This is a genomic window from Pseudoalteromonas luteoviolacea (assembly GCF_021654285.1).
Lineage (GTDB): Bacteria > Pseudomonadota > Gammaproteobacteria > Enterobacterales > Alteromonadaceae > Pseudoalteromonas > Pseudoalteromonas luteoviolacea_J.
The window spans coordinates 1-19,056 of sequence record NZ_JAKFZS010000044.1 but is presented as its reverse complement, the minus strand read 5'-3'; the positions used below and the strand labels follow the sequence as shown (position 1 = coordinate 19,056).

The window sequence follows — 19,056 nt, the reverse complement described above, 5'->3', positions numbered from 1 at the left end:
ATTTTGAAAGCAGAAAGAGATGATAAAACTGCTTTTTATTGCCCAGTGAATGTGCCGCCAAAGTCGTAGGCGGCCTTTTTTATATGTTGAAAATATATTCAAGCTAAATGTTGTTTGCTTTGTGAGCTGTGTTTTATTGACTTTTTTTCCTGTAAGGCGTTAGAGTGAAAATTAAAGTATTTACTCTTGATGAGTACAGAGATGAAAAATTTAGAAAGTCACCTTGTCCAGTATGCACTTTATCACAGAGATAATCGCAATATACGCACACATTTGTTTGGCGTTCCCTTGATCGTCCTTTCCGTTATTCTAATGACCTATGTTCCCTTATTTGACTTAAATACTGTTTCGATCACTGTGTCAACTGTGTTGATTGGTCTGGTATCGGTTTATTATTTGTGCCTATCAATCAAACTTGGTGTGCTTATGCTGATATTATTGAGCTTGGGCTATGTGCTTGTGATGTCTATCTATACACAGTTTTTAAACTTTGATATTGCAACAGGGATATTCTATTTGAGTGGCGCATCAGTTTTTGTTGTAGGCTGGGTCATGCAGTTCATAGGCCATTACTATGAAGGGAAAAAGCCAGCATTTGTAGATGATTTAGTAGGGCTTTTAATTGGACCACTTTTTGTACTTGTGGAAGTATTATTCATGTTTGGGTTAATGAAAAAGCTAGAAGCGCATATCATAGCGCAAGCTGGGCCCTATCGGAATTGATAGTTGGGGCCCACAGTAGACTACAGATTATATGCTACAAGCTAATGCGCGTCTCAAGCTGAGCGCCTTTTAAAATGGTGACATCTTGACAATTCATGCGTAGCTGACCGTTATTAGTTTCGATGATATAACCTGCTTCAGGTGCTCGGTCAGGTGCTGCTTCACTTAATTGTTTGCGTGCGCGATGCACCATGATGTTCATATGGTTCATTTGTACACCAAGTTGCTTAGCGAGATCTTCTCTGTAAACCCAACCTTGAAATTCAGCATCTACACCTGCTTGCTTGTCTTCAATGCGCGTTCTAGCTAGTAGTAAAAGGAGATAGTGATGGCTTCTGCTACCTAAGTTATATTCCTCGCCTTCAACGTGTAAAGAGAGTTCTGTTTTTTCTTCATCTAGACTAACAGCAAAGCTTAAGGCCAGTGGTTTCACCGCGGGTTGTTGCTCTAGGTGTTTTGTCATGGTTGAGATGCCTGCACAATAGAACAGCCATTGCTCGCCAAACAGACTGGTAATACCGCCATCGATTAAGGCTTGCTTGTCTGAGGTCGTAAGATCTTCAAGAAACCAATAATTGAGCAAGGCGTCATAGTAAACAATATGTGTCGGTTCTTCTTCGTTAGGAAGCAGCATTTGGTTTTCGACTTCAATGATATTATTACGATTATTTTGCGAAACAAAATACTGGCAATTGGCATTTAGACTACCCACGACAAATGAATTTTGTCCCGGTGCAGCAAAGTCAATTTTATCATTTTCAGAGAGCTGGTAAGGAAGGTTTTTATCAATTTTTCGGTCATTTATCCATATACCATTTGTACTTACATCGCGAATTAACCAATTGTCATTGGTGTATTCGATGATGGCATGATGTCTAGAAATACCGGGCTTGTCTAAAAACGTATCTACATTAAATTTGTATCGTCCAAAAGTGTGATAACTCTTTAAATATATTTTTTCGAGCTTGAGTTCATCGATTAAGTAAGCCATAGAGTTTCCTAGATTTCCGTATATGTGCTAAGGGCTAGCAGTACGTTTTGTTTGCAGAAATTCTACCTGAAATGAGGAGTAAATCGCCACTAAAAAATCCCAATCAAAGATAAACGCAAGTAACGTAATACTGATGACACCACTTATCGTATCGTTTATCCGTATTTACTTAGATTTTATTCCACGAGACAGTGTCATAAAAGTGGGCCCACCTAGGTGGGCACCAATAAAGGGAAATCTGCAAGTTTGACTGTGTACAAAGCCCAAATTGATCTTTGCGTTAGTTCACTAACCTATAAAATACATTGTACGAAGAATAACTTATTTTATCTATTACAGCCGATTACAGCACTTTTCTATGATTCAAACCGTACCTCTAATCAACCTTGCGATCCCATGAACAATGAACCATCCTTTTTAAATAACGGTAGTTGATGAGTCCACAAGAGGTGGTATATGAGTGAGTTTAGATTATTAAACACGACAAAATTAAAAGGGATTTATCAGTTTTGTGAGCACTATGAAGGGAACCCATTATCGATATTTAGCCCAGCAGAACAGGTAGTAACAGATTTTTCACGGCGTCAGCCACAAATGATACTAAAAGACGTTGATATTGATCATGCGCTATTTATGATGGTAAATGGGCATGTGCGATGTAAGTTAGTTATTGATCATGATGATACATTTGTGGGGGTTGTTAATTCGAAAGATTTGACGGGCAGGAAAGTGCTCACTACTGCACAAAAGCGCAGCGTTTCTCGCTCAGATCTTACCGTAGAAGATGTGATGACCAAAAAAAGTGAGTTGCATGCTATGTTTTATGACTGTGTTAAAGATGCACGCATCGGTGATATCTTAGAAACTTTGAAAGAGTTGGGGCACCAGCATGTGCTACTTATGGACCACAGCCAAGTACTGCGTGGTATGATTTCAGCATCTGATATTGCAAGAGCGCTTCATATTCCGGTAAATATTTTCCAAAAAGCCCACTCATTCAAAGAGATTTTTGAAATTATTTATGAACACGGTGAAGTAACGGCTTAGTTTAAAGCCGCTACCCATATAGAATAAGGTTAAAGTGTTTTTAAGTATTTGATTACACCTATGATGGCAGCAACTTGGCCGTCAGTACATTCTTGTACAGAGGTCTTTTCACTGTCAGGGTACACTTCGGTGGTCGTCACATACTGAGCTTGTGTGAAGCCCATACATAAGCCCAGTTTGGTCGCATCGTAGTTAATGACACCAAACTGTTCTATACCTACGCCGATCAACTGTGAATTATCATCGGCATCAGCTATGTGCGTGACTTTTTGCACCTGTTCTATAATACATTTTTGAAATGCTGGCTCAGGCTTTTGAGTATGCCCTACGAGATAAAAGCCATCAGGTATATTCCAATTGTGGTTTACTTTGCCATCTCGTGCTGCTAACGCTGGGCGAAATTCACTGTTGTCAGTATCTGTTGTTTCATGAAGGTCAATATGTGCAATGATATTGGCTGATAGCTGGTTAACATAATGCATTGCTAAGTGAGACTCCAATGCAGGGCTGTTATCGTAAAATGACCGATTAGGGTCTACTGCATCTGGATTCCACCTATTTATCGTTTCAAAGCCCCATGGGCTGATGCAAGGCAAAATGACAAAGTTAAAGCTGCCTGTAAACTGTCGCACTTGGTGCCGTGCAAACGCTAAAGCACCTAAAACGCCACTTGTTTCATAGCCATGTACACCACCTGTAACAAGAATTGTCGGCAGTGATGTATCAACATTTTTATTTTTTAATGCAAATACAGGGTATGTACCATCTTGATAGTCTAATGATCCATACTGTTCAATATCGCAAAAAGTAGCGAGTGCTTTTATTTCTTTTATTACAATCTCTTGATATGAGCGTTTAATTGTTTGAGACTTAAACCAAAGTTGCTTTTCAGCTGCTGTCCAAGGTGTTCCAGTTGTGCCTATATGATATTGCTTTGACATGATTTGACTCTGTTTTGACCTGTGCGCAGCATGCTATGCAGTTTATCTTTAGATGGCAAACTTTTAAGCTAAGTAGCCAAGCTGAACCAGTGATTTCTTTTGTGCTTTGGTTATTTTGAATGCCAATAGGGTAATCGTTTTCTCATGGGTGTGAACTTGGATCACTTTTAACCCTAAGCAGTTACGAGTGGTTAACTTTGTGATTTCTTCAGATGGAACAAACTTTCTTCTCGCGAAAAGATTTAAGTATGAGATTCCTTGATTGCAAATAGTCACCTTTTTCTGCCCTGATAAGGTGAGCATTAGATGTACAAGTGCCATGAAAATTGCTGAAATAGCGATAACGAACTGTAGAGTCGCCAAACTTGATAATTGCATATCCATAAATAATTTTGCCGCACTTAGCAGTGCTAATGAAGCAAGCATTACGATTAAGTAGAATACAATATTAACTTGCAGCCTCAGTTCTTTCATTTTAAATTCCTATTTCCTATTGGTGTTTTTTTTAAGTTTGGGAAAGATATTGGAACAAAATGGAGTAAATATGGATCTGGGCATCAATAGTTTAAAATACGATTTTTCTAGGGTATTTCTCGCCATTCATCAACCAAAATGTTTAGAAACCCGCATTTTTGATATGATTCTTCGATAAAACTGTTGGTTCTGAGTTGTTTTATTCCCAATTGTAGGGAGTCGAAAACAGCTTGACTGTTTTGGTACTTTTTGCTTATTACAAAGTGGCGGCTATCTTGTAGTGCAACTTTAACACCTTGAACTGCTTCAACTTTGTAACCTTTTCCTGCGTACCTGAAAGGGGTTTGATTATTGAATGGTATGAGCATAATATCCACCCATTCATTGCTTACCAATCGCGCCATCATTGTCCAGTCTGATTCATTAAATAGCTGTTTTGGGTTGAGTTGTTTGATGGTAGACCAGTCGACTGACCACGCTTTATTACTTACGACAGTCACATTTGAAAAGTCCTGCTTTATTTCTGATGCTAATGTTTTAGCCCTGCTCTGAGCTGTATAAATGCCTGCAAAGTACTCGCCTTTTCTAATAATAGGAGAAGAGATGAATACACTGTCGCCCAAAGCTTTGGCTTGAGATAACCATATTGTGTCCACGCTAACCATCGACATTCCAGATTGCAGTAAGATTTCTTCTCGTTCTTCGTGATCGATCATAAAGAAATTTAAAGTTACGTCTGCTTTGCCAACTTGTAGTGCTTTTTGAATGATAATTAAGTCGACAACATCTCGTTGGCAGAGTGGGTGATCAAATATGTCTGGAGAGATACTGTCGAGGTCCTGTGTATTTAAAATAGTTTGTGCATATCCATAAATATCTCTATTCACTGGAACAGAGATTTCGTTATTTGCTTTAGAAAAGCAGTAATGACTAACACTGAGTAATGCGATAAAGCCGAGCTTTTTAAACATTTCAGACCATTTTATTTACCCAATTCTAAGGCTAGTGCATGGTTCGCAACTTGTATATTTTTTAAGTGACATTGTCGGTGGAGTTTTATATGTTCGTACTATCGCCATCAAAGGCATGCCGTCAATTGAAGGAGTCAAAAATGAAGTTTGAACAATTGCTATCGCATCTCGACAGTGGAGTGTGTGTTGAACAGCTGCAAAAAGAGTCGCTACTTGATATTGCATTAATGTCACAATGCATATGTGGAGAAATTAAGCCGAGCGAGCTTAGTCATGTTTTGCAATGGGCCAATTCTTTACATTGGAGTGGCTCAACCCCTTTAAACGAGTATGTTGATGAGTCAATAAGTAAGTGTCTGCTGGCATTGAAAAGTGGTAGATTGCAAGGCTTTATAGACCATAGAATGCAGCAAATTGAAGACGCCCCCCTTCAAGAAACGGCACAGTTTTTGGTAAATAAGATTAATATGGCCAATAAAGTAAAGCATGAGGCAAATGCGTAGCAGCTTGCCTCAAATTAACGACTTTTGGCTCTAAGTGTAACGTTTCTGTAAATGTTCCTTAAAGATCTGAGCATTGAGCGAAGATCCCGTCGCTTTGAGCACTAGCTCATTTGTTGGTAACAAACTCGCTTTTTGCCAAATATGCGTGTTTAGCCAATCATAAATAGGTTTGAAATCTCGATTATTGATCTGTGTTGCAATATCGATAGATTGGCTCATAGCATGTTTAAATTGTGCAGCATACATAGCGCCTAGCGTGTAACTTGGGAAGTATCCGAAACTTCCATCTGTCCAGTGTATGTCTTGCATACAACCATTTTTGTAATTGCCTTTTGTTGAAAGCCCCAATAGTGTGGACATTTTGTTATCCCAAAGCTCAGGAATGTCCTGACAATTAATCTTGCCGTTAATGATATCTCTTTCTATTTCATAGCGTAAGATAATGTGTGCTGGGTAGGTGACTTCATCAGCATCAACACGAATTAAACTAGGGGTAACGCACTGCAGGTTCTGCTGTAATTTTTGAGTCGTATTTATTGATGCATAGTTGGGGAAGTGGCGTGCCGCAAGTTCACTTATTAGAGCTATAAACTCAGGGCTTCTCGCTATTTGCATTTCATAAAATAAGGATTGCGACTCGTGAATGGCCATAGAGCGGGGTTTACCTGCAGGTAACTTATTCAGAGGTGTTGGCAAGTTTTGCTCATAACATGCGTGTCCTGTCTCGTGGATCACGCCCATCATTGCGTTGATGAATTCATCTTCATCATACCGTGTTGTTATTCTGGTATCTTGACTTGTTCCGCCACAAAATGGGTGAACGCTAGTGTCCAATCTACCGTGGTCAAAATCAAATCCGAGTATTGTCATGAGCTCATGCGCTAGCAGTTCTTGCTGCTTTACTGGATAAGATACATGCGTTGCTGGTGGCGGTATTTGTCTGGTTTCTTGGATAAGCTGTGGTAACCAGCCAGTTATGTCTTTGAACAGTTGATCAAGTTCTTCGCTGCTCATACCTGGTTCATAAATATCTAACATTGCATCATAGGGCGTCAGATTATTCGCGCTTGCTCTGATCTGCGCTTCTTCTTGGCTAAGCTTTACGACTGGCTCAAAGTTTTTAACGAAGCCTTGCCAGTCGTTTTCTGCTCTTTGTGTTCGCCATTGGTGTTCACATTTGGCACCCACTAAGCTTTTGGCTTTGACCAAATCAACTGGTAGTACCGTGCGCATTTGCCAAGTTCTGCGCATCTCTCTTACACTGGCTTGCTGATATTCGCTTAACTCTTCGTCTTTAACTGATTCGAAGAGTTCGGCGAGCTGCGGCGTAGTATGAAGTGAGTGAAGGTGAACAGCTAGCTCTGCCATGGCTTCAGCTCGGCTATCAGCCCCGCCTGATGGCATCATTGCAGCCTGATCCCAACTACAAATTGCACTCAGGTGCTCAAAGTTATCAATAGAGTGGTAGTGTTCGATGAGCTTGTTATAGTTTTTTGTCGTCATCATTTTATTTCCTCTGCCACTTCTGCAATTTTTTGTCTCAACCACACATGGCTAGCATCGCGGTGAAGTAGTGGGCTCCAAATCATATCTAGCTCGAAGGGAGGAATAGGAAACGGGGGCTCCAAAATGGCTAACGAGTTATCATCTCTGTATATGTTGGCAGCCTTTGATGGCAGTGTCGCAATCAAATTCTGTTCTTTGGCAAGATGGATTGCAACATGATAGTTACGTGTGAAGGTGGCAATGTTTCGGTGTTTACCAAAGTTTGCTAGTGCTTCATCTACCCAGCCTAGCTTTTGGACATCTTCCGGGTTCATGCCGACACCGACACCGAAACCGGTTTTACTCACCCAAATATGGCGTGCATTTAAATAAGCGTCTAGCGTGAAATCTTCTTTAATCGGATTATCGGATTTGACTAGGCAACTAAAGCTATCTTTCCAAATTTGTTTATGGTGGAACGATTGAGGCAGGTTCTCAAATCGATTGATTGCCATATCCACTTTACCATTTTCAACATCATGAAAAGTGACATCGCTGGGAGTTAGTATATCTAGCGTGGTATCTGGCGCTTCATTATGTAGCTTGGCCAGTAGCTTGGGGGCGAGTGTGCTTGCAGCATAATCGCTTGCCATAATACGAAAAACGCGTTTACTTTGACTTGCTTCAAATTCTCTATTTGGGGCGAGCGTTTCTTCTAGAGTCATTAAGATCCCACGTATGACAGGTTGCAATTCTAACGCTCGCTCGGTGGGTACCATGCCTTCACTGGTGCGCACGAGTATGGGATCATTAAATAAGTTTCTCAGTCTCTTTAGACCATTACTCATTGCAGGTTGTGTGATACTTAGCTGGTTAGCTGCACGTGTTACATTACACTCTCTGAGTAGAGTGTCTAAGTATACCAGTAAGTTGAGGTCAATTTTGCTAATGTTCACAATGTTCCTTTCTTGTTATTGTGATGTCCAAACCGCTGACTTTGCGGGTATGGATAAACATGTTTGGTGATATGTTGTCGTATATCCCGTTGAACTTGTTGCCAATACATCGGCGTCATAAGTTCTGGGTGGTGGCGCTCAAAAGCAGCCTTGAGTTTAGGGTTTGTCAGTACAAATGTACACATTTGCTCGGGAAATACATCATTGGGTGCAACCGATGGTGTAGATTGTCCTGAATATAAATCGTCGAGCGATACCTTGGGCAGCGCTTTAAATGACATTTGTGTAAGGTATTGTACCTCGTCATAGTCATAAAAGATCACGCGATTGTGTCGACTGACACCAAAGTTTTTTAAGAGCATGTCACCTGGAAAAATATTAACTTGTAACATCTCTTTGATGGCATTGCCGTAATCTTCGATAACATGATCTATTTGCTCATCAGTTGCATCTTGTATAAAAAGATTGAGAGGTGTGATACGTCTTTCAATATACAAGTGCTTAATGGTGATGAACGTATCGTCTTCTATGATATTTTGTGCGATTTTTTCTTTTATTACATCGAGTAAATCTGGATCTATACGATTTTTGGGAATGACTACATTTGAATATTCTAACGTGTCAGCCATTCGACCGACTCTATCATGGTTTTTGACCAGCTGGTATCTCGCTAAAACTGTCTCTTTACCAAACGGTTTGCTCGGCGCGAATTTGTCTTTTATGACTTTAAATACGTATGGAAAAGTCGGCAAAGTAAACACTAGCATGACCATGCCTGGTGTGCCGGGGGCGACAGTAAAGCGCTCAGGGTTGTGTTTTTGATGCAGCAAGAATTCACGGTAAAATTCATTTTTTCCGTGCTTATGAAAACCAATTGAATTGTATAGTTCCGCAACAGTTTTACTGGGCATTAATTGATTTAAAAATCCTACCATCGCTGACGGTGCGCGTGTCTCTACTAAAAAATAAGCGCGAGCAAAGCCAAATATTAAGCTCATTTGAGAGGCTTGTGTAATTAATGCATCTATTTTTAATTTACCGCTTGGATGGTGTAATAGAGCGATTATAAACGGCTGCACACCAGAACAAGAAATGACTCTTCCGACAATGTATGCGCTTTTATTGCGATAAAATGGTGCCTTTAAAATATCAAAACGCATTCTAAAATGCTGGTGATGTGTGTTGGGCGCTTGTTTCAAAAAGGCTCTTTGTAAAAGTCGGATATCATGCTCAAGGTCATGAAAGTCATCAAAAAAGCCGGTATCTTTAATAATTTGCTCAATTGTTTTGCGTAGACCCTCGATAACAGGAAAGTAGCTTCGATACTCTGCTTCAATGGGGAGCAATGGCACGCCTTTTTTTGAACTATCAACAAATATATAGTCATTGTTGAAATAGCTATGGTGGAATAGGTGGCAAAACACCGAGTTGTAAAATGTTTCTGCAAGCTCTGCTTGAGGGTGAAAAGTCAATAACTCAATGTAGGCTTCTTTTACTTGGAGCCATAAGTGACTGCAAATTTGTTTGGTCGGGAATTGTAGTTTTAGTACTTCGACGGTTTCTTGTATGCGTTCATCGTAATGGCTGATCCGCGCTTTACTGATCCGCTCTATATTGGCCCATTGCTGTGATATGAACGCATCTGGTGCCTGTGCTGTGATGCTTTGAAAAAGAGCATAGTGCTTTTTAAAGCCAGAAATAATTAAAAACGCAATATCTTGAGGGCCCATAAAAGCTTCCTTTTTCAAATAAACTAACCCTGCTCAAAGTTAAAAATAGGTATTATTATCCAAGGGTTTCAAGCCATAGCAAAAAGAGCATATAGCTTAATTTTCTTACACTCTAGCTTGAATTGGTCAATTTTTGCAAATATGCACAATCACTGTCATAACAAGTTCATGGTATATAGTATTTTATGAAAGGACTTCTAAATTCAGGGGAAATGACTTAATCATGGGCCATTTTATTACTCTAGCCGCTTCAGCTTTTTCTCAATCTGTGCAATTTCTTTATTCAGGACTTTTACTCTTTTCAAGTAATCTTTATTTATTGTCTTTAATTGCTTTTTTACATCTTTCACTGTGGCTTTTCGTTTGTCATCATCCATCAAACGAGTCACACGGCGTTGCTGCTTTCTGGCTGCTTCATCACGTTTTCGGCCAAGTATTGCGGCATGCTGTTTTTTTGCACGAAGCGCATTTTTTAGGTTAAGAATAATTTGCTTTCGCTCTATTTCATTTAATGTCTTAAAATGTTGCTCAGAGGGTATGGTAGCTTGTGGATCTGAGTGAGTCAGTGTGTACTGCTGTGCGCTGTTTGAACAAGGGTGTTGGCTAAAGATGGTGCTCTTGTCAGTAATGCATTTGTAATAAGAAACCGTCGTTTTTGCGAAGCTGATATTGGTACAAAATAAAAAGCATAATAGTAAAGTAAATTTCATAGCTGACGTTTCCCTGTAGTCGCGCATTACCTAACTATAGACAAAAAATAAAAGGTTACGTTGAAATGAGAGCTGAAATTGCAGTTAAAGCACCCAATTATTGATTGGGTGCTTTTGCTGTGAATCTTTTGAGTAATTTTATACTCTGAACGAGAAAGGGAATATCCATTTTTTGCTCAATAGGGAACCCTTCCTTTGCAGATATTTGCTTATGCCTTCCATCATGATTTACCAATATAATGCGGTCTTTCTTATAGGTGATCAGAACACCTTGGGAATAGTTCACACCTTGATTTAATTCACTACTACCTGATACGTTGCCTATCATGGTTTGAGACGCAAGTTGACCACAACTAAAATGCTTATCGAGCAACGTGTACATAATGTCGGTACCCTGCATCAATCCGTTATGATCTGAGAAATAGGTTAAGTTAGTATGTAATGTTGTTTGCGTTACGATTTCACTACCCGCAGGGTACTCAATAACGATGTACGCACTAGCATCCGAAAGGTTGGGCAGCTCAGAGGTAAAGTGAAATCTAACTTTACTGTCTTTTTCCGGTTCATTGAAGTAACCGAAAACATTGTCGCTGGCAACAGATAATGTGTTTTTTGAGTTCCAGATTGGAGTTAGCTTTTGCTCGGTTATCGTATCGCGATAGTAAGCTGGCAGGCCATATATTAGATTAAAATAGTGGTCTTGTGGATCAGTGGGCACTAACACATGAGAGTAACTAAATAAGTCTTTATTGGATAATTGGTTTGCTGTATTGGATATAGAGTCTAAGACAAAAATATCTACAGCAGGTGCATCAAATTCACAATATTGTAGATTATTTGGCACCTGAAAATGAGAAGTAGCGTTTTCTAACCTTACAGTTCTGGCTTGCTCGTATTCATTTAAATCTAATAGCTCATGTCTAGCTAATAATGTTTTCGCTGTAGTGGGGTAGGAAAGTGGCAAAACATTATCTTGTTTGGTGACATCAAAATAGTTATTCGCATCAGCCCAAACATGCATTAGGTGACTAGTGGCAAAACAAGTAACTAAGAAGGCAGTCGCGTATTTAGGAAATTTGTAAGATTTGAGTTTGTCTAAATGCCGCCATGCATGATTTCCCACCACAAGTTCAAACCCTAATATGGCTATAAACCCTAAGAAGATTAAAACGACGGTTAGCATGGACATGCTATTAAGCATGCCTATTAACAGCGATATTATTTCCGATAAAGATTGAAAGCTTAAATGGTAACCATGTTGATAATATACAAATGCGTCTAGACATAAAACAGATATACCAAATGTTGCAATGAGCGCAGCCATGCCTCGTATATGCCGAGGGTAAGGGAAGATTAAGCTCAGTGGAAACACGGTTAACACGAAGGCACAAAAAGTAATAAAGCTGGTGTGGCTTACCCAGGTTACAATCATGTATACCCAGCCAACCGCACTGCTTGGTGCTGCATCTGCTGCTAAATAGGCCAGTGCAATAATAAGCACCAGCCCTATGTTAGCAAAAGTAAACCAGTGTCCCCAACTTAGCAGTTGACTCGCTTTTGAAGAAAAAGGACTGTGTGGTGTTAAATTCATTCCGTTACTTTACCGATTGAGTAAGCGCCTTTGCAAAATTTTCCGCGACTTCTTCTCTTTTACTCTCTGGCACATGCTCTTTTAGGATGTGCGTGATAGAATTTCCTAAACACATTAAACTCAAGTCGACAGGTGCTTTGTGCTCTTGAAGCACAGTGATTAAACTATCAACAATTTGTTCTACTTGTTCATTGGAATATTTAGACTGAATTGGCATCGGTTGGTTCAAATTAATAGAGTTACAATTCTTCATATTCTAACACCAGAGGCGTTAAAAACAAAGATGAGCATTGAGGTGAAAAAGCTTGTTGTACATTATGTAGACAAGCAAGACGAAGAAACGCAAATTCATTTACGTGAAGACGAGATGGCCGTTAATGATAGGGTCAATGTATTTATTGAGCAGTTGCACCATGCATATAATGGAAAACCTGGAAAGGGGTTTTGCGCATTTGATGGTGACAAAAATAGTACAGTTGCATCTGCGATGCAAAGTTATCGTAATAATGAGCTAGGCTTTTGGCATTTGACACAGCAGGCAACTGAAGTGTTAAAAGAAGAGCTAAATAAATATGCGTTTCATGAAACGGGGTATTTAATTTTTTGTCATTATCAATATGTCGGTTGCGATTATATGCTGATTGCTCAAATTAGCATTAAAGAGCATTATTCGATCACTTCTGAACTTGATTTAGCAAGTTCCAGACACTTGGATATTTCTCGAATGCAGTTAGCAGCGCGTATTGATTTGACAGCTTGGGACACGCAGGCAGAAGAGAATCGCTATATTTCTTTTATTAAAGGCCGAGCTGGACGCAAAGTTGCTGACTTTTTCTTAGACTTTTTAGGATGTGCAGAAGGGGTTGATCCTAAGCAACAATCACAGACTATGTTACATGCAGTTGAAGATTATTTGGCTGAACAGCAGTTTGAAAAATCTGAAAAAGACGTCATCAGAAAAGAGGTATTTGATTACTGCAATGACTGTATTAATAGTGGCGAAGATGCTGATATCGAAGGCTTATCTGATACGCTTTCGAAATCTTCAGAAGTTCAGTTTGAGGATTTTTATAAAGAACAAGGCTATGAGCTGGAAGAGTCATTCCCACTTGATAAAAAGACTGTGACTGCAATGGTGAAGTTTTCGGGTATGGGCGGCGGTGTAAGCGTCGGATTCGAGAGAAAGCACTTAGGTGAGCGCGTCATTTATGATCCAGTTAGTGATACCCTTACTATCAAAGGTGTCCCACCTAACTTAAAAGATCAACTAGAGAAGTACTCACAAGAAAAATAAAAAAGGCCTTGTGGCCTTTTTTACACTATAAATAAAAAAGCGCTGACTAGGATTTACCTGTTACAACAAATTGCGCCAATTGTTGGCCCAATTTATCTGCAAGTTTCCCCATAGCATTGCTTTTTGCAGTATCTTTAAAGCTTGAAGCGGCTTTCACTTTAGCGTTAAAGTGTGCTTTTTCTTCGCCTTGTTCTTTTACCACAAGGTAGCTTTCAGCAAGGCTATAGAAAGTGCCTGACTTTTTCATATCTTGCCAATCAACACGAAAGCTCAAATCGAAATCAGCACCCTGGTTTGTGATCTTGATACCTTGACTTGTCAGTGCTTTGGCAAGCATGTCTCTGACTTTTTGATGCTTGCTATTATCTGCATTAATACTAAAGCTAATGTCATTTAATAGTGCATCTGCCATGTCTAGCTTCGCTCGCACAGTATTCGGCATACTGACGTGCGCGGCTTGAAGCATTTGCAAATAATTATTCAGTTTGTTCCGCTTAACACCAAGCTCTTTGAGTGCAACTGCACTTTTAAGTGCTAAGCTTTTACTTTTTTGAGCTTGAGATAATGAAAATTGACTGATCTCGTCATCAAGTGCATTGATCGATAACTCGGTTTGCATGACTGCTTCAGTTCGATTGAATGCAGCCAAGGCATAAATAGTTTGTTTATCAGCACTGATATATTCATCTTCAATTTTTACACCCTGTAACTGAATATTTGGGACTTTTGATTGAATATACTCATCAATGTGAAAGGTCATTGATTTATTATCAGCTTGTTGGCTAATGGTTGTATTTCCAGAAATAGTAACATTCAGTTGTTTCGCCAAAGCGAGACGGGCTGACTCTTGTGCTGCCAATTTAGCTTGTTGTATGTCACCTGTATTTTGCGCATTGCCAACACCGTACACCATATAACTAGACGCTGGTGTCACAGTTATCCACTGTGGTGTGGTGCTTTGTTGTGTTTGGCTCGCTGAATTACTCTGACAACCAGAAAGCAAAGCGACACTAAGCATTGTCGCTAAAAGTGGTTTAGAAGCCAAAACGTGAACGTTCCTGCAGTTTTTGTATTTTCTTTTGTCCATTCCATACCTCACGGTTTGTCGTCATATCGATTAGACGTAAATCAACTTGATAAAAAGTCACACGATCGCCGCCTTGCTCATCAACAAAAGAGTTGATAGTGCCAGACAGTGCATAATCAGCGCCGTATTCTTGCCCCATTTCATTTTGACTCTCAAGACTTGAATTAAGCTCTTGATCTTTTCGTTCATCGCGGATTTCTTTTCTGACATCTTTGTTGGCGACGAAGTCAGCTTGTCCGCTGCGTAAAATTGAACGCTTTAAGTCATTTAAAAATGTATCTACAGCAATGTGCTGGTGAGACTTGTTACGCACTGATTGAATGATAATAGCAGGTTTAGAACCTTCTTTTTGTAAGTGATCGTTTACCCATGGAAAACTCAGCATGTCATTGATCATTGCTTCGGCAACTAGTTGCGAGTCCTTTGCATTCCATTTGTCTGATAATGCAACCTCTTGATTTGCATCTACTCTTTGGACCTTGGTCGACGAGCAACCAGAAACCGCGAGAGTACAAGCGACAAAAAGCGGAGTAAGTTTAAGTAAGGTCTTATTACATTTCATAACAATTTTTCCATTATAAAAAAGTTGAATCCGGTGTTTCGATACGTGTTTTTTGTAAAAATGTTCGTGTATGCCAAAGCGTCACGTCGTCAACAATCTGGATTGTTTCGCTCTGCTCTAGAACGATACCAGATGTTAAATAGGTTTTTAGTGTAATGGTGTGTTCCCCTTTTGACACAGGCAGCTGGATATAATTGATTTGTGATGGCAAAGAGTGCCATTGCCTTACATCAGCAGATGCAGTGACTGCATTGACAACGGAGGTAGCAAGTTTTGCAAACCCTGAGAATGAAGCATCTAACCCTGTCGCCGAAATCGCTTTTTGAGCAGTTAATGACTTAACGATCTCTCTTGCTAAGGCTATTTGTATTTCTGAGTTGGCGTTATTTAGGGCATCTTGTAAGGTTAGAAGGCTAACAGAATAAATCTTCTCCAAATTTGCAACTTTTTGGTTGTTTACCCATATTTCAGAGCGATCTATTTGTTGTTTTAGAGGCTCTAGATAGGTAACGGAAATACGGCTCCCATATTGAAGGGCACTGATCAAGCCGATATCTACTGCGTCATCCCAAATTGGTCCCAATGGTATCCGCTTAGTAAGTCCGCCCATAACGATGTCACTGACATCACCAGTTGCATAATTTTGGATTAGGTCAAATATACTCGTATCTGCATAAAGCATCTGAAACCATCGCATTTGCGCTTGTTGTTCCCGTTGAGTACCCCATAAAATGGGCGTCATAACAAGTGCTTTGGCCTCTTCATCTACATTTAAAAGTAAGTTAAATTGCTTTCTTTGCGGTCCAATCCCTACATCTTGCAAGATGTTTAAAACAGGCTGAGAAGTTTTACTTGTTGTGATTTTGAGTTCGGATTTCAATTTCGCGACTTCATTAGAGTAACCCCCAGCCATTGCCATTACACGAATAAGATCTTTCTTGATTTGGGTGATAACAATTGGGTTTATATCGTACTGTTGAGCAAAGCCATTCTCGAAAGCTTGGATAGCACGTTGATATTGTATCCTAGCGGAGTCCAGTTCTTGGTTGCGTTCAAAGAGAATACCACTGACATAGTGTGCAAAAGCATCATCTTTATACTCTATATCTTTGAGTAAATCGTTTGGTGCAAACAACGGCCTTGTTAAATTATCTATTTGCTCAGTTAATAGGTCTAAACCAGACGGTTTTTCTTCATCATAGCCTCCAGTTGCGTCTTTTAACCCTGAAAGGTAGGTATCAAGCTGCCTCATTTCAACGAGGGCTGAGTCTAAAAAGCTTTGACGGTCAGCATTAGTCTGATTTGCCAGTGCGTTGTAGTTTAGCGCCTTATAGAAGTTAATCAGAGGTCTATGATACACCTTCCCAGCGTAGGTAGTAAAAGAAGGCCCACTTAATAAAGCGAGTGCACTTTCAGAAATACTGATAGTGTACTGTTCTTCGATGATTTGCTGTGCTTGGGTCAGTTGTTGGTTACTGAGTTGGTAATTACCTTGTAAGTGATTAAGCATACCAAGTTCTAAGTAATGTAGGAGTTTGCTTTTGCCGTTAGCTGAGTAGTCTGCACGTATCGTTTGTTTTGCAGATTCAAATTCGCCTTGTTGAGCAAGCAGAATTGCATTTTTATTTGCAGGAGTACTTTGGCACCCGCTTAGAAAAAACAGATAAATGACTGTAAAGAAAGTAAAGTGCGTTTTAGTAATTATGTTATTTTGCACGTTGACATCCATGACTTGTTAAAAACATGACAGTGACTATACCAATTTATTCAGTTATATTGTCAGCAAGTTTAAGATTTTTTTAGTTTTTTTAAAGAATAAAGTTGTAAAAAATCGTTCTTACAATTTATTACTGTAATTAGCCGAGCCTTTTGTTAAATTTAAATCATCGCTTAGGCAATCATTCTTACGAAGGAAAATACCATGAAACTTAAATCGCTACTTACTTCTGTGCTTGTTACAGGGATCTTGGCAGGTTGTAGCTCGACGCAAGAACAGTCTGCTTCTCAATCTAAAGTAAATATTCCAGATTGGGTATTGAACCCAACGATTGAAAACGGCATTGCGGCTGCTGACTGTGTCAAATTCTCTGGTAATATTTCAATCGATCAAAAAAAATCTGTTGCAAATGCGCGTTTAGCATTGGCTCAACAAATTGAAACCCGTATTGAAGGTTTAGATAAGACATTTGCAAACCGCACTGATGCTAATGACGATACGACAGTAGGTTCTACGTTTAGTTCAGTATCAAAGCAACTGACAAAGCAAACACTTAATGGTTCTCGTGTAAATAAAGCTGATGTTGTCGAAATTGGTGGGAAAGATTACTACTGTTCTCTAGTTGTGTTATCACCACAGCTAACTCATTCACTATTTAAAGATGTGATAAAAGAGACAAAGAAAGAAATCAATCCGCAAGATGAGAAATTCTTATATCAAGAGTTTAAAGCTTATAAAGCTGAAAAAGATTTAGAAAAAGAAATTGCTAGATTGACGAATTAATACAGCGCGCCTTTTGGCGCGTTTTTGCTTTTAAGGATATTAAAGTGAAGAAAGTACTCGCATTAACAATCGCTTCTCAATTTGTAGTAAGTACTGCTTTTGCAAGTACTTCAGCACTTTTTGGTGAACTGTCAAAAGAGATGCAGGGTTACGATAGTAAGGCGCAATCAACTCCAGAATCAAGTTCGGAGCAATCTGAATTTGAACAGTTCAAAGCTCAGCATTTAGGGGAATATGAGGAGTTTGTTGAACAACACCTTGCAGAATATGACGCATTTAGAGATGAGCTTATCAAAGAGTGGGGTGAAGCTAAAATTGCCTCGCAGAGTGAATATGTTTCTTATTCTGAAGATAATCGTTCAAGGCTAGAAGTTGATTTTGAGCGTAATGAGATTGTTTTAAGTATACGTCATGAAGGCGAGGAGGCACCGTCAAAATCTGACGTGCAAAAAGAATTTGAGCGCTTTAGAAAAGCTGAAACTGCTTTAATGCAAACATTCTTTAGTGGTGAACAAGTATCTTTAGAGAAAGCCAATATTCAAGATTACGATATTGATCGAAATTTAAAGGTCAATGCAATTATTGATGCGAAATCAAAAATTAAACAGCAAACGTTAGAGCAAAAGCAGTTATTAGAAAAAAAAGCGGATGAGCAACTGGCGCTAGATGAAGAGAATGCTAGAGTTGCAGCTGAAAAGCTTGCGCAAGATAAAGCAAAGTTAGATCAGCTTGAAGTAAAGCGTATTCAAAGCTTAGCTCAATCAGTTAGACAGATAGCGGGCCAAAATGATGAAACCGTTACCAAAGTGACTATCAAACTGCCGCAAGGCAGCCTCGCTAAAAAAAGAGCATCCAATTACACCGGCGATATTGCTAAGCATAGTGAACGGTTTAAGATAGACTCAAGTCTAGTCTTGGCTGTAATGCATACAGAAAGTCACTTTAACCCCCTTGCCAAGTCGCATATTCCTGCATATGGCCTAATGCAAGTTGTACCGACCAGTGCGGGTGTTGATGTTAATCGGTTTTTATTTAAAATTGATGCACCTATGAGCGCGCCATATCTATACGTTGTGAACAATAATATTGAAGCAGGCACGGCCTATCTTCATCTACTCAACGACCGGTATTTAAGTCGAATCAAAGATCCGCTTAGTCGCAAATATTGTATGATTGCTGCATATAATACTGGTGCAGGCAATGTCGCGAGAGTCTTCAATACGAATGATTCTAGAAATATCCGTGAAGCGGCTAAAATTATCAATTCTATGCCACCAGAGCGTGTACTGGAGGCTCTACAAGCCGGTTTGCCTTATGACGAGACAAAGCACTACCTTAAAAAAGTGTTGGCTGCTGAAAAGCTATATATTTAAATCGATTAGAAGTAGCAGGCTTTTACTTGCTACTTCATAAATTATGGTTCAAATTAATCCTGACCTGACCTGACCTGACCTGACCTGACCTGACCTGACCTGACCTGACCTGACCTGA

Annotated in this window: 19 protein-coding genes; 6 read left to right on the top strand and 13 right to left on the bottom strand. The window is 39.5% G+C overall.

The features are described from left to right. The first annotated feature begins 201 nt into the window (after nucleotides 1-201). Nucleotides 202-723, top strand: coding sequence for an Mpo1 family 2-hydroxy fatty acid dioxygenase (locus tag L1077_RS25335; protein WP_237139568.1), 522 nt, complete (start codon nucleotides 202-204; stop codon nucleotides 721-723). Between the two features lie 34 nt (nucleotides 724-757). On the opposite strand, the gene L1077_RS25330 is transcribed toward L1077_RS25335, so the two are convergent. Continuing rightward, complete coding sequence (locus L1077_RS25330; protein ID WP_237139567.1) at nucleotides 758-1,714, bottom strand: FHA domain-containing protein; 957 nt, start codon at nucleotides 1,712-1,714, stop codon at nucleotides 758-760. Between the two features lie 456 nt (nucleotides 1,715-2,170). Here L1077_RS25330 and L1077_RS25325 point away from each other — a divergent pair, with 456 nt between their 5' ends. Beyond that, nucleotides 2,171-2,761: a CBS domain-containing protein gene (locus L1077_RS25325; RefSeq protein ID WP_237139566.1), complete on the top strand. Its 591-nt coding sequence runs from the start codon at nucleotides 2,171-2,173 to the stop codon at nucleotides 2,759-2,761. A 29-nt stretch (nucleotides 2,762-2,790) separates the two neighbouring features. On the opposite strand, the gene L1077_RS25320 is transcribed toward L1077_RS25325, so the two are convergent. The 3 genes from L1077_RS25320 to L1077_RS25310 all read right to left on the bottom strand — a co-directional run bounded on the left by L1077_RS25320 (nucleotide 2,791) and on the right by L1077_RS25310 (nucleotide 5,147). After that, nucleotides 2,791-3,702, bottom strand: coding sequence for a M14 family metallopeptidase (locus L1077_RS25320; protein ID WP_237139565.1), 912 nt, complete (start codon nucleotides 3,700-3,702; stop codon nucleotides 2,791-2,793). 63 nt (nucleotides 3,703-3,765) lie between these two features. Further along, the gene (locus L1077_RS25315; RefSeq protein ID WP_237139564.1) at nucleotides 3,766-4,176 is read right to left on the bottom strand and encodes a hypothetical protein; all 411 of its coding nucleotides are present in this window, start codon (nucleotides 4,174-4,176) and stop codon (nucleotides 3,766-3,768) included. 107 nt (nucleotides 4,177-4,283) lie between these two features. Then, a complete protein-coding gene (locus L1077_RS25310; protein WP_237139563.1) occupies nucleotides 4,284-5,147 on the bottom strand; it encodes a hypothetical protein in 864 nt (287 codons plus the stop codon). A 140-nt stretch (nucleotides 5,148-5,287) separates the two neighbouring features. On the opposite strand from L1077_RS25310, the gene L1077_RS25305 reads away from it, so the two are divergent. Further along, nucleotides 5,288-5,650: a hypothetical protein gene (locus tag L1077_RS25305; RefSeq protein ID WP_237139562.1), complete on the top strand. Its 363-nt coding sequence runs from the start codon at nucleotides 5,288-5,290 to the stop codon at nucleotides 5,648-5,650. Nucleotides 5,651-5,680: 30 nt separating this feature from the next. On the opposite strand, the gene L1077_RS25300 is transcribed toward L1077_RS25305, so the two are convergent. The 6 genes from L1077_RS25300 to L1077_RS25275 form a co-directional block, all read right to left on the bottom strand. After that, nucleotides 5,681-7,156, bottom strand: coding sequence for a carboxypeptidase M32 (locus L1077_RS25300; protein ID WP_343222315.1), 1,476 nt, complete (start codon nucleotides 7,154-7,156; stop codon nucleotides 5,681-5,683). Next, nucleotides 7,153-8,091, bottom strand: a complete 939-nt coding sequence (locus L1077_RS25295) for a LysR family transcriptional regulator (protein WP_063363904.1) — start codon at nucleotides 8,089-8,091, stop codon at nucleotides 7,153-7,155. Before L1077_RS25295 ends, L1077_RS25300 begins: the two co-directional genes overlap by 4 nt. Further along, nucleotides 8,088-9,821 carry a bifunctional isocitrate dehydrogenase kinase/phosphatase gene (gene aceK / locus L1077_RS25290; RefSeq protein WP_237139561.1) on the bottom strand — a complete coding sequence of 578 codons (1,734 nt, stop codon included), beginning with the start codon at nucleotides 9,819-9,821 and terminating at the stop codon, nucleotides 8,088-8,090. The genes L1077_RS25295 and aceK overlap by 4 nt, the downstream gene beginning before the upstream one ends. A gap of 236 nt (nucleotides 9,822-10,057) precedes the next feature. Continuing rightward, on the bottom strand, nucleotides 10,058-10,531 hold the full coding sequence (locus L1077_RS25285) for a DUF4124 domain-containing protein (protein WP_237139560.1): 474 nt from the start codon (nucleotides 10,529-10,531) through the stop codon (nucleotides 10,058-10,060). A gap of 97 nt (nucleotides 10,532-10,628) precedes the next feature. After that, nucleotides 10,629-12,122 (bottom strand): DUF3413 domain-containing protein, encoded by a 1,494-nt coding sequence (locus tag L1077_RS25280; protein ID WP_237139559.1) that lies wholly within the window; start codon nucleotides 12,120-12,122, stop codon nucleotides 10,629-10,631. A 4-nt stretch (nucleotides 12,123-12,126) separates the two neighbouring features. Continuing rightward, nucleotides 12,127-12,339: a DUF1414 domain-containing protein gene (locus L1077_RS25275; RefSeq protein ID WP_063363908.1), complete on the bottom strand. Its 213-nt coding sequence runs from the start codon at nucleotides 12,337-12,339 to the stop codon at nucleotides 12,127-12,129. Between the two features lie 66 nt (nucleotides 12,340-12,405). On the opposite strand from L1077_RS25275, the gene yejK reads away from it, so the two are divergent. Next, the gene (yejK, locus tag L1077_RS25270; protein WP_237139558.1) at nucleotides 12,406-13,416 is read left to right on the top strand and encodes a nucleoid-associated protein YejK; all 1,011 of its coding nucleotides are present in this window, start codon (nucleotides 12,406-12,408) and stop codon (nucleotides 13,414-13,416) included. Nucleotides 13,417-13,462: 46 nt separating this feature from the next. Here yejK and L1077_RS25265 read toward each other — a convergent pair whose 3' ends face one another. From L1077_RS25265 to L1077_RS25255, 3 genes are read right to left on the bottom strand one after another with little or no spacing between them, the layout of a single operon-like run. Further along, entirely contained in the window at nucleotides 13,463-14,461 is a 999-nt protein-coding gene (locus L1077_RS25265) for an LPP20 family lipoprotein (RefSeq protein ID WP_237139557.1), read from the bottom strand. Beyond that, complete coding sequence (locus L1077_RS25260; RefSeq protein WP_237139556.1) at nucleotides 14,451-15,065, bottom strand: penicillin-binding protein activator LpoB; 615 nt, start codon at nucleotides 15,063-15,065, stop codon at nucleotides 14,451-14,453. Before L1077_RS25260 ends, L1077_RS25265 begins: the two co-directional genes overlap by 11 nt. A 13-nt stretch (nucleotides 15,066-15,078) precedes the next feature. Next, entirely contained in the window at nucleotides 15,079-16,782 is a 1,704-nt protein-coding gene (locus L1077_RS25255) for a hypothetical protein (RefSeq protein ID WP_237139555.1), read from the bottom strand. 204 nt (nucleotides 16,783-16,986) lie between these two features. Between L1077_RS25255 and L1077_RS25250 the strand changes: the two genes are divergently transcribed. Both L1077_RS25250 and L1077_RS25245 read left to right on the top strand, forming a co-directional pair. Continuing rightward, nucleotides 16,987-17,565, top strand: a complete 579-nt coding sequence (locus L1077_RS25250; protein ID WP_237139554.1) for an LPP20 family lipoprotein — start codon at nucleotides 16,987-16,989, stop codon at nucleotides 17,563-17,565. 44 nt (nucleotides 17,566-17,609) lie between these two features. Then, nucleotides 17,610-18,938 (top strand): murein transglycosylase domain-containing protein, encoded by a 1,329-nt coding sequence (locus L1077_RS25245; protein WP_237139553.1) that lies wholly within the window; start codon nucleotides 17,610-17,612, stop codon nucleotides 18,936-18,938. Nucleotides 18,939-19,056: the final 118 nt, after the last annotated feature.

Excerpts from the sequence above, each read along its gene's own strand:
- L1077_RS25335 (WP_237139568.1), top strand. The coding sequence starts at position 202 with ATGAAAAATTTAGAAAGTCACCTTGTCCAGTATGCACTTTATCACAGA.
- L1077_RS25330 (WP_237139567.1), bottom strand. The coding sequence starts at position 1,714 with ATGGCTTACTTAATCGATGAACTCAAGCTCGAAAAAATATATTTAAAG.
- L1077_RS25325 (WP_237139566.1), top strand. The coding sequence starts at position 2,171 with ATGAGTGAGTTTAGATTATTAAACACGACAAAATTAAAAGGGATTTAT.
- L1077_RS25320 (WP_237139565.1), bottom strand. The coding sequence starts at position 3,702 with ATGTCAAAGCAATATCATATAGGCACAACTGGAACACCTTGGACAGCA.
- L1077_RS25315 (WP_237139564.1), bottom strand. The coding sequence starts at position 4,176 with ATGAAAGAACTGAGGCTGCAAGTTAATATTGTATTCTACTTAATCGTA.
- L1077_RS25310 (WP_237139563.1), bottom strand. The coding sequence starts at position 5,147 with ATGTTTAAAAAGCTCGGCTTTATCGCATTACTCAGTGTTAGTCATTAC.
- L1077_RS25305 (WP_237139562.1), top strand. The coding sequence starts at position 5,288 with ATGAAGTTTGAACAATTGCTATCGCATCTCGACAGTGGAGTGTGTGTT.
- L1077_RS25300 (WP_343222315.1), bottom strand. The coding sequence starts at position 7,156 with ATGATGACGACAAAAAACTATAACAAGCTCATCGAACACTACCACTCT.
- aceK (WP_237139561.1), bottom strand. The coding sequence starts at position 9,821 with ATGGGCCCTCAAGATATTGCGTTTTTAATTATTTCTGGCTTTAAAAAG.
- L1077_RS25285 (WP_237139560.1), bottom strand. The coding sequence starts at position 10,531 with ATGAAATTTACTTTACTATTATGCTTTTTATTTTGTACCAATATCAGC.
- L1077_RS25280 (WP_237139559.1), bottom strand. The coding sequence starts at position 12,122 with ATGAATTTAACACCACACAGTCCTTTTTCTTCAAAAGCGAGTCAACTG.
- L1077_RS25275 (WP_063363908.1), bottom strand. The coding sequence starts at position 12,339 with ATGCCAATTCAGTCTAAATATTCCAATGAACAAGTAGAACAAATTGTT.
- yejK (WP_237139558.1), top strand. The coding sequence starts at position 12,406 with ATGAGCATTGAGGTGAAAAAGCTTGTTGTACATTATGTAGACAAGCAA.
- L1077_RS25260 (WP_237139556.1), bottom strand. The coding sequence starts at position 15,065 with ATGAAATGTAATAAGACCTTACTTAAACTTACTCCGCTTTTTGTCGCT.
- L1077_RS25250 (WP_237139554.1), top strand. The coding sequence starts at position 16,987 with ATGAAACTTAAATCGCTACTTACTTCTGTGCTTGTTACAGGGATCTTG.